Source organism: Wolbachia endosymbiont of Armadillidium arcangelii, from assembly GCF_040207875.1.
GTDB lineage: Bacteria > Pseudomonadota > Alphaproteobacteria > Rickettsiales > Anaplasmataceae > Wolbachia.
Window position 1 is genome coordinate 620972 of sequence record NZ_CP157942.1, and the last position, 12871, is coordinate 633842.

Here is a 12871-nt window from a genome sequence, read left to right on the forward strand (position 1 = left end):
GGTGCTACCTATGGAAAATCTGCAAACTTTACGTTCAATTGCGTTTATTGTGGGAATTTTCCTATTGTTGTTTGGCTTAGCAATGCTTATTCCTGCTATTACTAATAATTATCTAGGTTACGAATGGAAAAATTTTCTGGTTGGATTTATAGTTACCTGCACATTTAGTGCAATTTTTATTTTACTGGGTAAACTAAATAAGTTACATGGAATGCCAGCAATTTTTGCGATTACCAGTTGTACCTGGATTGCATTATCTCTATTTGCAGCTATTCCATTCTATCTTGATAGTCTAAGCTACATCGATGCACTATTTGAAGCAGTATCTGGGATTACAACCACAGGAGCAACTGTGCTCAGTGACATTGAACAACAATCTCCGGGAATATTGCTATGGAGAGCAATGCTGCATGGTATAGGAGGATTTGGAGTAATTACTATAGGAATTGCAGCTTTTCCCATATTTAAGGTTTTGAGCTTAAATAATTTACTCTATTCTGAATATTCAGATGCTATCAAAAGAAGGTTGCCACATACGCGAAGCGTAGTGATACATATTGCAGAAATATATTATGGCTTAATTTTATTGTGCATATTTTCCTATTATCTAGCTGGTATGCCATTATTTGACGCAATATGTCACGGAATGTCCGCTGTATCAACTGGTGGATTTGCTAACTATAACGATTCTATAGGTCACTACAATAACTCTATGTTAGAAGTCATAACAATCATTTTTATGATTTTGGGTTCTCTACCTTTTCTTAGCTATTTAAAAATTATAAGACAATTAGACGTTTACCATGATGAACAGGTCTCTTGCTTTATTAAGATATTGATTATCTCATCTTTGTTTGCTTATTTTTGGTTATATAAAAATTTTAACTTAGGAGCATTTTTATCATTTAGGTACAGCACATTTACTATTACCTCTTTTATCACATCAACTGGCTATGTAATGTGCAACTACTTGGATTGGAGCTTTATTTCAGTCTTAGCTTTTTTTCTAACCTTTATTGGTGGATGTAGTGGTTCTGCCAGTGGTGGAATCAAAATCTTCCGTTTGATCATTTTTCTAAGGTCTATAAGGAATTACTTTAGCTCTTTATTCAATCCAGGTGCAAATGATAGAGTAAAATTCAATGGTAAAATCCTGAAGAATGATGAAGTTCAATCTGTCTTTACGTTTTTTGCAATTTACATATTAACATTCACTGTATCGTCAATAGTGATGTCTTACTTAAGCAATGCGGACTTTGTAACTAGTATTAGCTCAGTTTCTGCAATGCTTACAAACTCTGGTCCAGGATTCAGTAACCTAATAGGTCCTTCAGGTAATTATTCCTCCTTTAGTGGCGGAGTAAAACTGTTTCTATCATTTTTAATGCTACTTGGCAGACTTGAAATATTGCCAATTTATTTTTGTATAGGTAGCTTATTATTACTTAGTAGGAAAAATTAAAGCGAACATCTTGCATGTGATTTTTACTGAGAGTCATTTAGGTCTTGACAAACCTCTCTATGACGATTACCTTAACCTTAAGGGTATTTATACTTGTTTTTGACCTGCAGGCTCAACAACAAAAATTCAGTAAAAAACTTAGGGTACTTATTGGCGGATTACATAAAATTATAGCGGCTGTATGTCTTTTTTATTTTTTCTACATTCAGCCAAATCGCGCTTATTTTAAGCGTTAGCACATTATTACAGCGCCAGTTTAAATTATTATATGGTCAAACTCACTACATAGGGATTCTTTTGCCTTTTTTCTATTTAGTAAATTTATTAATATTTGTAGCTAAAGTAATTTTAGAGACCGAAAATGGTGTCATTCCAGCGTGCGACGCTGGAATCCAGTCTATTTCATCACAAACATTGTTTTTGACATATACTCCTACAATCTTTTGTTCATTACATGATTTGTTATATATGGATCCCAGTGTTAGCTACTTGAATGACACCATTTTTTCTGCTTAGTAAATTTATTAATATTTTTAATTGCAGTCAAGTAGCTCTACAAAACGCTCTATAGTTTACATTTAAATTTTATTTCATATTATTGTAAGTATTACAAAACTTTAAGGAAAAATTATGGCAGTTATGCCAGATAAATGGATAAGGGACAAAGCTGAAAACTCTGGAATGATAGAGCCTTTTGTGAATCATAAAAGCAGTAAGGGTGTCGTATCTTTCGGATTATCGTCTTATGGATATGATGCGAGAGTAAATAATAAATTTAAGATTTTTACTAATGTTAATTCAGCTATTGTAGATCCCAAGAATTTTTCTGAGAATAGTTTCATAGATAAGGAAACAGATGTATGTATAATTCCACCAAATAGTTTTGTGCTTGCCAGCACAGTGGAATATTTTCGTATACCAAGGAATATACTCGTAATTTGTGTTGGTAAATCAACTTATGCAAGATGTGGTATTATAGTAAACGTCACACCTTTAGAACCTGGATGGGAAGGTCATGTCACACTTGAATTCTCAAACACTACTCCACTTCCTGCAAAAATTTACGCTAATGAAGGCGCATGCCAATTTGTGTTTTTAAGCGGCGAAGGTGAGTGCGAGAAATCATATGATGATATGAAGGGAAAATATATGAACCAACATGGTATCACTTTGCCGCTGGTGAAATAATCACCTTAGGTAAAGCGTGATATTGTTTCGTTGTACTGAAGATTACTAAGATGAGTTTTAACTAATTCATTATATTCTTTATCGCCTAAAACTGCACGCGCAGAGTGGTTTTTAAATGATTCTATAAAGCTAATAAAGAAATTTGTAGAAGGATTACTTAAAGCTTCTGCAACTTCTTTTTTTCTTTGTCATTGGAAAGCTGATTAAATAGTTCTTCTCCCTTTTTTTTGCAACTCATTTTCGAATTCCTGCTTTATAGTATCCTTATTCGCTTTTTGCAAGAAGTTAAACTCTTCAAAAGTGTACAAGGAAGAGACAATGCTATTGAAGGTGCCAGTAAAACATGCATTTCCACCACGCACTCCGTATTCTGTTTGCGATTCTACTAAATGTTTAACCAGTTGATACTTTCTCTGTAATATGCGGATATTAATATTTATATTACGATCAGCACTTTTTTTATTTTCATCATTACAAGCTCTCCAGACCAAACTTAAAACTTGCTTCAATGTTAACTTGCTTCCACTATTCAGGTCGGAGTTATTCTTTATACGCTTCAAACACTCAAGTGCATGTTTTTTCTCATCTTCTGTAAGTTGGTCTTTATCTGCAGCTTTCTGCGCTCCATTTGCTATACACTCTAGCTCATTGATAAAATTTTCTATTTCTTGTGTAAATCCATCTTCAACATCAGGCTCACCATAGTTTTCTCTTAGCTTTTGAATGTTGATACTGATTGCATTATTTACATCAGTATCATGTGTTGTTTGTGGAATACGTGCTGCCTCCATAAATGCTTCAGCCCTTTGCCCTAACCATCCTGGCATTTTGCCTCCTGCAAGAGTATATAGCTTACTCAATGCTTCAGCGACTAGAATCAATACTAGGACAAGAAGAACAGTAAATGCTATAAGTAATGCTATAGCTAAACCGATGACAAGCCACCTCACAGGAGCTAGTAAAATATCTCTTGCTTTTTTTAATTTTGACGGTCTTTGTACGTTATCTGGTGTATTTACTACTGCTGGCATAATTAGTTTAAGTTAATATTAATGCTGCTATTGTACTATATTTTCCTTTGTTTTTCAACAAAATTTTTATCCCCGTGCTTTCTCATTCTTTCTCATAATTGCTATAGATGCATTTTTTTATTAAAAGCTTGAGTTAATTTCTGTAAGTTTTCCTTTTTAAATTGGTATCCTCTCAAGTAGCTGACACTGGTTTCACTTACACAACGTCTGTGCTACAACGCGTTCATATAGTCGTACCACAGACAATAATTCTCAAATCGGGAAAAATTACTACTTGTGTTGTGAGCTACCAGGATGCTCTATAGACAATATTTCATGATTGTCAGAGAGCAAAGTGCGTAAGTCACTTTGCATTAGTGCTTGTTTTGCTTCTTGTTGAGTATTTTCTGTACGCACGCTCATGCCAAATTGCAAATCTAAACCATTGTTTGGAAGAAGATCGCATTGAAATTTGAAACCAGCAGCAAAACTTTTTTGTAGATCACAAAGATCTCCAATCATGATTCCTTGCATGCTTACACTACAGTCATTTCCAACTGTTCGTATCATTGCTTTACCATCTCGTATACCATTATTGTTTATGTTTTTTGCCGTGATAGTCTGGTCTATAGCTTGCTTACCTTCCACTACTCGAGATATTACTTCTATATTTGGTTGATTATCACTTCTCATTAGTGGTTGATCCTGTTGCCCTAGCTTATTAACTGCTTCTTTAACACACGTATTGTATTTTTCGCCACTATTTATCTCAATTTTATTTACTGTTTGAGCTTCACCTTTTTCTATGTCTTTTTGACTAAATATATCTTTATTGATAGCTCGAAAAATCAGAAGTGGTATCAGTGAAGTTATTAGATTTAATATAATGCATGAAATTAAAATCGCTGCTGCAGCTGTACAGATTAAGATTCTAGCTACGCCTTTTGCTACTTTAGATAATTTAGAATCGTTTTCTTGAGTATCAACAGCATTCCAAAAAAGATAGGTACACACTGCCCATGCTACTGTTATAGCAGTTGGTACAATGACTGGAATAAGCAAAAAAGCATTGATTAACTTTTTTCCAGAACTAGTTGATTTACCATTCAGTGATGTAAGATAGTTTGTGCCAGCACTAGCAATCGATTGTATACCAGAGAAAACCCTTTCTCTATTTTCTTTTGATGAAAACTCAAATTTCATTTTTACTACCATTTTTATTCTAGTATTATGTTAAGAATTGATATTAGAAAGTCAACATAAATTTTTTACTTCCATGTTTTTCTATTGTTGTCTATAATGACTATAGTTACATCACATATTTTTCTCAATTAAATACATCAATTATTTACTGCAAATTATCCTATAGTTTGGTTATAATCTTTTCTCAATCACTCCTAAAAATATATTTACTTTTGTGTGTAATTGTGTAGTAACTGCGTCATAAGGTTATATGAGGTAACAATGAACTTTAAAAATTTTAGAAAAATATTAAGTGCAATTGATAAGGATGCAGGTGTAAATAAAGATAACGTAATTAATAAAATAAAAGAAGCATTACAAAGGGAAGATGCAAACACGTATCAAGAGTGGGAAAATAAAAATTTTAGTGTAAATCATATATTTACCCAAAGTGATCCTGATGCCGAATTTACATTGTTAATTGTAGCTGCTGCAGCTGGCTATAAGGATTTAGTGAATGTTTTATTAGATAGGCATGCGGACGTTAATGTAGAAGATGAAAATAAGGAGACTGCTTTGCATCATGCCGTTTGTAGTAGATGTGTAGGTGCAGTAAATGCTCTACTAAATAGAGGTGCAGATATTAATGTAAAAGATAGAAGTGGTAAGACTCCTTTGCATTATGCTACTATATATAACTTCATAGATGTAGTAAATGCTCTACTAGAAAAAGGTGCGGATGTTAATGTAGAAGATGAAAATAAGGGGACTGCTTTGCATCATGCCGTTCGTAATGGATTTGTAGATGCAGTAAATGCTCTACTAAATAAAGGTGCAGATATTAATGTAAAAGATAGCAATGGTCAGACTCCCTTGCATTATGCTACTGTGTATGACCTCGTAGAGGTAATACATGTTCTACTAAAAAGAGGTGCGGATGTTAATGTAAAAGATGGAAATATTTGTACTCCTTTGCATTATGCTACTGTAAATAACTGTGTAGAGACAGTAGATGCTCTATTAGCGAAAGGCGCAAGTGTTCATGAAAAAGATAGTTTGCAGAGAATTCCTTTACATTATGCTGCTACAAATGGCTATGTAGAGATAGTAAATGCTCTATTAGCTCAAGGTGCAAATGTTTATGAAAAAGATGAGCAGCAGAAGACTCCTTTCTATTATGCCATTATAAATCATCAGGAAGATACGGTAGAGGATATAAAATGGTTTTTGAAAAGTAAGGTAGTTGGAGATAGTATAATTGTTAGTAGTTCAGTTGTAGTGTTAGGGAGTGTTGTATCAGCGACGCTTTTGGTAACCGAGACAGTGGAAAGTACATTAACATCTGTTGCGACAGCAATAGCTACGTTTGTAACAACAGCATTAGCATCTGGTTACGCTAAATATGCAATATCGAAACTTAATGCTGAGATAAAAGAAATAAAAGAGCGACAAAACGTAATGGAAGGGCGGCAAAGCTTAGGAGAGTGGCAAAATGTAGATCTACAAGAAGTGTATATACATAATGCTCTTTTGTAAATTTTCACTTCCGCACTTTTTCAGTGTTGCTTATAATAACTATATCTACATAATTTAGTGATGTATTTTTCTTAATTCAAAGCTTCAATTATCTATTTTAAGTTATTGAGTTTCTTATTATAATATCTGTCATTCCAGGGTGCTTTTTTTGTCATCCCAGTGCGTGACACTGGGATGAAGGAAAAAAGAACACTGAATTCAAAATACAACGTCGTACATACCATCTGATATCTCTTGATACCGCATAATACCTCAATTATAGATTGATTAAGGACACCTTGAGTTATCTCTTTAGTTAGTCTTACTTTACTATAAAAAGCTTGTACTCTTTAAGTCTATTGTTTATAAATTATAAGCTAGAATATGTTTAGTAGAACTAATATGCCTTTTCTTATAGCTGGTGCTATTGCTTCTCTTATATTAATTACATCTGGAGTTTTTGCTGTAGCTCCTTACGTTGCATTTTTATCTTCAGTTGCAGCTTTAAATATAGCTCCCCCTGTTATTTTTATTTTATTTGCGCTTTCTGCAGTAGTAATTGTGTTTTCATATAAAATGATTAAACAAAGTAAAAAATCTCAAGAAAACTCGAAAGCTGAAGTCAAAGAGCTAAATAAAGAGTCAAGTAAAGAAGAAAATAAGCTAACTCCAATTAAAGAAGAATTAGAGAATGAAGAGGCTAAAGAAAATAAAAAGAAGCTTAGTGATCTAGAAAAAAAAGTCGAGAGAATTTCAGATAGTTTTGTAACGAAAGATAAAGTGGAGGGGTTAGAAAAAGTGGTTGGTGACCTTTCTGCACAGTTAATTAATAGTACTGCAATAGATGAAGTAGAAGAAAAGTTGAGTATGGAATTTTATGCAAAAGGTGAAGAAAGAGGGTGGAATACAACATTTAGTGATATTATATTGCCAAATGACATAAAAGAAAAATTGAAAGGGATTTATAAGTTACAAGGCAGAGGATATCTCTTGTACGGTCCACCAGGAACTGGTAAGACTAGTATTAGTAAGGCAATTGCAAATCAAACTAAATCTCTGTTTGCGTTTATGTCTGTTTCTGCATCTTGCTTGTCTAATCAATCAAATATAGATCAGGTTTTTGAGAAAGCAGAGGCAAACAGTCCGTGTATAATTTTTATAGATGAGATTGACGGCATTAGCAAAAAGCGCACTTCCATTGAAAATGCAGGACCTTTAACTCATTTACTCACTAAATTGGATCGAGAGTTTTTATCCTCAAAAAATATAACGGTAGTTGCTGCAACTAATCATAAGAATCATTTAGATCCTGCGCTTATTAGGGGTGGTCGTTTGGAGTGTATTGAGGTTCCTGGGCTGGATAAAGACGATACGCGTCAAAAAATATTACAAGAATGGCTCGAAAAATTAAAAGATAGCGATATGAAAATTCTTGTACAGGCTAGTAAGGGATTCGCAATGGCAAATCTGATTTGCTTAATCAATAAAATAAACGAAACTACAGAAAAGGAAGGCAAAATAAAATATCTTCGCACTTTCTGTAAAGATTTCAAAAAGGAGCATAACATAAAAGATGAGCTAGATAAGAAACATAGTAACGGAAAAACTAAAAACAAGGATATAAGTCTATCATCTGGAAGCTTATCTAGAAGTTCATCAGTAAGCTCTTTATTGAGTGATGTATCTTCTCGAGAAAGTAAGCGGCAAATCGGGGAATAAAGAGAATTACTACACAGTCTGGGATGACGCCATGCAAGTGACACAATTCGAATCATGTCATTCCAGTGCTTGATACTGGAATCCAGGAATTTTTTGAGCACGCAAGTTATACCAAGTTTTTTGTTGGTAAGAAAGGCTGGATCCCAGTGTCACAAACACTGGGATGACAGGAAAAGGGCTACTCGGATGACATCCTTTTTTTCCTGGATACCAGTCGCATGACACTACTATATAGTAGGTCCCAATTTCATCCCAGTCTGGGATCTTCTTTCAAAAATTCAAAACAATCTATCAAAAAGGAGGATTATTATGTCTACAATAGTTTTATCATCAATTTTAGGTAAAGCCGGCAGTATTTTTGGTCCAATTGGCCAGATTGTCGGCTCAGAACTCGGTGCTCTGCTTGGTGCACAGCTGGGTAATGCAATATTTGGTCTTGATGTCGAACAAAAGGTGACACATGGGGCGAGACTAAAGAATCTGCAAGTCCAAACCTCAACCTACGGCAAAGCAATTCCAATTATCTATGGTACTTCTCGTGTTGCAGGGAACATTATTTGGTCACAGCCAATCAAAGAAGAATCAATAACCACCAAAGTTGGAAGGGGTATAAATGTTGCGTACAACTACTATGCAACGCTTGCAATTGCAATCTGTAAAGGGGAAGTGGAAAAATTAAATCGAATCTGGGCGAATACAAAATCGCTTAGTTTTGATGAAATAGATTATACTTTTTACCACGGCAAAGAAGACCAAAACCCTGATCCGTTTATGTCATCAATCGAAGATGATATACCAGCCTACAGAGGGATATCTTATATAGTCATCAAAAATTTTCCTCTAGCAGACTATAACAATCGTGTTCCAGTTTTTACATTTGAAGTGCAAGCTGCACTGAAGCCCGGTGGGTTTTCAGTGGCGAAAAATATTGCGAATATCAATATTATACCAGGTTCAGGTGAATTTGTGTATGATACGAAAATACAGAAGAAAATTGCGCGAGAAAAAATAAGCAGTAGCCAATATATTCCATACGGACTTGCACAAAGAGTAAATCACAATAATCACACGAAAAAGAGCGATGCAATGCTTTCTTTGGATCAATTGAAAGAAGGTTTGCCGAATGTTGAATGGGCATCGGTAGTGGTTAATTGGTTTGCAAGTAGTTTAAATATCAAAGATTGTAAAATATATCCTGCAGTTGAATTTCAAGATGATTCTGCGATAGTGCCTGATGATTGGCAAGTGGGAAATATTACCAGAGGTAATGCGCAGCTTATTTCAAGGGATGACAATGGCAATCCAAGATATGGCGGCACAGTTAGTGATGCAGCGCTAATAAGATATATAGAAGAGCTGCATAGCAGAGGTTATAAGGTAATGCTCTACCCAATGTTCTTGCTTGACACAGAAAACAAAGAGTGGCGAGGAAAATTGAGCGGGCCCCCTGAAGATATAAGTGATTTTTTTGAGAATCAGTACAATAAATTCATAGAACATTATGCGATCATTGCCAAAAGGACTAAAGTAGAAGGGTTTATCATTGGTTCTGAGTTTGCTCAGCTTACAAAAGTAAAAGATGCTCAAGGTAATTATCCTATAGTGGCAGAGCTGGTCAAACTTGCAAAGCGAATAAAACTTCAGCTTGGGAAAGAAGTAACTGTAACTTACGCTGCCGATTGGAGCGAGTATCATTCATATGATGGTTGGTATAATATGGATGAACTTTGGTCTTCGGAATTCATCGACGTTGTTGGCATCGATGCTTATTTTCCACTTACCGATGGCGAAGAGCCTCCTTTTGGCTATTCTGCGGAAGATGTAATCGATGGTTGGAGCAGTGGAGTGGGGTATGACTATTTCTATGATTACTCAAAGAATGAACCTGAGAAAATAAAGTATAATGACAGCAGATACGCATGGAAAAACATAGAAAAATGGTGGAATGAAGCTCATGTAAACCCAGATGGCAGTAAAACAAAATGGCAACCAAAGATGAAAAAAATATGGTTTACTGAGTATGGATTCCCCAGTATGAATGGTTGCACTAATGAGCCAAACGTATTTGTTGATAAAGGCAGCATAGAGAGCAAATATCCACGATATTCAAACGGAGAGGTGAGCTTTCTTTCACAAAAAATTGCAATTGAAGGCACACTAAAAAAGTGGCGAAATTCAGAAATGGTGGAAAAAATGTTTCTCTGGGTATGGGATGCAAGGCCATTTCCATATTTTCCCAACTTGTGTGATGTGTGGGCTGACTGCCATAACTGGCAGACCGGGCATTGGACTGAGGGAAAAATTTCACAGCTTAATATTTCCGATATTTTGTCTGATCTATTGCAAAAGGCAGGCTTAAAAAGCGATCAGTTTGATACAAGTGATGTCAAAGGATTGTTGTCTGGGTATGTAATAAACGATCAACAACCTGTACGTTCAATTATTAAAATGCTACAAAGTTGCTATTTTTTTGATGTTGTTGAACAGAATTCTAAACTAAAATTTATTCAAAAGGGCAGGGGAGTTACAACTGAGATATCAGTTGAAGAAACTGTTTTCAATCACAATCCCAGGCTGATACAGCTTAGTCAATTAGATTTAAACAATAGGATTAACATCGTTTATTTTAACCGCAACTTTGGTTATCCAATTGATGTTAAATATGCTGAGCTGCCAAGGCAGGGCAATGCTGCAACGGTTGAAATACCGCTCATTATGGAGGAGGGGGAAGCGCAAAATATAGCTGAAGTTTTACTTTATTCTTCATGGCAAGAGAGAAATATATACAATTTTAAGCTGCCGATAAAATATGCGTGGCTTGCGCCAAGCGATGTAATAACAATTTCAGATGGTAAGAAAAAGCATACAGTAAGAATTGTAAAGACGAAATTTGAAAGCATGGCTATTCAAATCATTGCTGTTGGTTACGACAGCTCTATATACAAGCTCTCTTTTCCTTCAACAAGATCACTTATGCTCAAAGAATATCCTCCTTCTCATATCAGTAAAACTATCATAGAAATGATATATTTACCGTATGTTAAAGACAATATCGCAAATTTTACTTTAATTAGCGAAGAAGAGAATTGGAAAGGAGCAACGCTCTTTATTTCGTACAATGATAAAGATTATAAGCCTATCGCAAGCGCAAACAAACAATCTACTTACGGACATGTAATGGAATCTACCGATGACGAAATTGTAGTGGTATTACGCTTTGGTGAGCTGAATGTCATTAGTCCAACTGTGTTAGCACTAGTTGGCAAAGAGGTAATAAAGTTCGAAAGTGCCAAGCTTATAGATAAGAATAAATATAAGCTTAGTAACCTAATTAGAGGGCAAGAAGGCACTAAGAAACATGAGCACACTGCAGGTGAAAAATTCATTCTACTTGATGATTCAATAATTTCTTTTGAAGTGCAAAGGGGAAAAAAGTTTTATCTTAAAGCAGTTACTTATGGCAATTCATTGGATAATACGGAAACAAAAATTGTAAACTAAGAGAGTATAAGTAAGACCTTAATATTGATTTGCATTTTATTAAAAAATTTACTATACTATTAATATAGGAATATAGTAAGGTAAAATTATGGCTAATAATATAAAAGAATTATCAAATGAAGCACCAATAATACTAACATGGGTGCCAAGAGTACGTGGTGCATCTTTACCGAATGGTAAAAATAGTACCCTTGATTATTTAGAAATAATTAAAAATCATAAATTAACAAATAAAGAGGAGCGGGACATATATTTGGTTATCAACAGTCCTGGGTTCGAAGAAAATCAAATAGATAGTTTAAACCGTGAACTGAAAGGAATTAAAGGAGTACACGTTGTAGATTTACACCAATATGACTGGAGTGAAATAGATCAAGATTGGAAAATAGATGGCAAAGATATTAGTATAAAAGACTTCTTTAGAGACATGTACAATATGCAAGAAGAGCAAAGAATGTATTTTGCCATTGAAATAGATACTTTTAGATTAATTGCTCTAGCTCTACTGAAGCAGTTTACGGAACATGAGGGTGGAATATATATAGACTTTGATTCTTTAGAAGCCATTGACACTCATATAGGGAAGGATATAACAATTCCTGAGGGAATTTTGTTAGGAAATGTCATAGTATTTGCTGATAATAGTGGAAAGATTGTTAACACAATTTTAAATAATGATCTAATTGCGATAAGCGATATAAGCATAGCAATTGGTATTTTATCTGAGTATAAAGATAAAATATTAAGCCAAAAAGAAATGTGCATTGATATAAAAGAACGTTTACCATTGTTAATGGACGAACTACTGGATAAAGAATTTGCTAAGCTAACGGAAAAGAAAGAAATTGCAGAGGAACAAATAGAAATAATTGAGGGAGAGATAAAAACAACCAAAGAAAATATAAGCAGATACGTAAATGATCTTGAAAATAGAGGGATTGCAGCATTGTATGATATGCAACCACAGGATTTTCAATATCTTAATTCATCATATTTTGGTTATTCTTCAACAGGTTTTAACTTAGGTCACATATACACTCAGAAGGCAGTTAACAAAGGACTGATTGGTGAAGAAGCTAGCAAATGGGAGTCATTTGCTTTTGGAAGGAACAATGGTAACTATGCTATGAGTTTAGCAGGTAGTGATTTATCCTGGATGAAGGGTGAGAGTTTATACTGTCAGCAGGTAGATAACAAGCTAGAAGAAGCAAAAGTAGACCAGATGGCAATGGAAAAGCTATCGCTTGCATAACAGTTATTAAGAACTTTCTATATTAAAAATAGAAAGTTCTTT

8 protein-coding genes are annotated in these 12871 nt (G+C 34.5%); 6 read left to right on the forward strand and 2 right to left on the reverse strand.

Features of this window, described 5'->3' with window-relative positions; translation table 11 throughout:
• Positions 1–10: 10 nt before the first annotated feature.
• Both ABLO99_RS03100 and dcd read left to right on the forward strand, forming a co-directional pair.
• Positions 11–1462 (forward strand): TrkH family potassium uptake protein, encoded by a 1452-nt coding sequence (locus tag ABLO99_RS03100; RefSeq protein ID WP_047758663.1) that lies wholly within the window; start codon positions 11–13, stop codon positions 1460–1462.
• 630 nt (positions 1463–2092) lie between these two features.
• Positions 2093–2650, forward strand: a complete 558-nt coding sequence (dcd, locus tag ABLO99_RS03105; RefSeq protein ID WP_349968219.1) for a dCTP deaminase — start codon at positions 2093–2095, stop codon at positions 2648–2650.
• Positions 2651–2853: 203 nt separating this feature from the next.
• Here dcd and ABLO99_RS03110 read toward each other — a convergent pair whose 3' ends face one another.
• Both ABLO99_RS03110 and ABLO99_RS03115 read right to left on the reverse strand, forming a co-directional pair.
• Positions 2854–3681 (reverse strand): hypothetical protein, encoded by an 828-nt coding sequence (locus ABLO99_RS03110; RefSeq protein WP_349968220.1) that lies wholly within the window; start codon positions 3679–3681, stop codon positions 2854–2856.
• A gap of 270 nt (positions 3682–3951) precedes the next feature.
• The gene (locus tag ABLO99_RS03115) at positions 3952–4863 is read right to left on the reverse strand and encodes a hypothetical protein (RefSeq protein WP_349968221.1); all 912 of its coding nucleotides are present in this window, start codon (positions 4861–4863) and stop codon (positions 3952–3954) included.
• A gap of 261 nt (positions 4864–5124) precedes the next feature.
• Here ABLO99_RS03115 and ABLO99_RS03120 point away from each other — a divergent pair, with 261 nt between their 5' ends.
• From ABLO99_RS03120 to ABLO99_RS03135, 4 genes are all read left to right on the forward strand, one after another.
• A complete protein-coding gene (locus tag ABLO99_RS03120) occupies positions 5125–6378 on the forward strand; it encodes an ankyrin repeat domain-containing protein (protein ID WP_349968222.1) in 1254 nt (417 codons plus the stop codon).
• Positions 6379–6741: 363 nt separating this feature from the next.
• A complete protein-coding gene (locus ABLO99_RS03125) occupies positions 6742–8076 on the forward strand; it encodes an AAA family ATPase (RefSeq protein ID WP_349968223.1) in 1335 nt (444 codons plus the stop codon).
• Between the two features lie 309 nt (positions 8077–8385).
• A complete protein-coding gene (locus tag ABLO99_RS03130; RefSeq protein WP_349968224.1) occupies positions 8386–11577 on the forward strand; it encodes a glycoside hydrolase TIM-barrel-like domain-containing protein in 3192 nt (1063 codons plus the stop codon).
• A gap of 88 nt (positions 11578–11665) precedes the next feature.
• Complete coding sequence (locus tag ABLO99_RS03135) at positions 11666–12829, forward strand: hypothetical protein (RefSeq protein ID WP_349968225.1); 1164 nt, start codon at positions 11666–11668, stop codon at positions 12827–12829.
• The last annotated feature ends 42 nt before the right edge of the window (positions 12830–12871 follow it).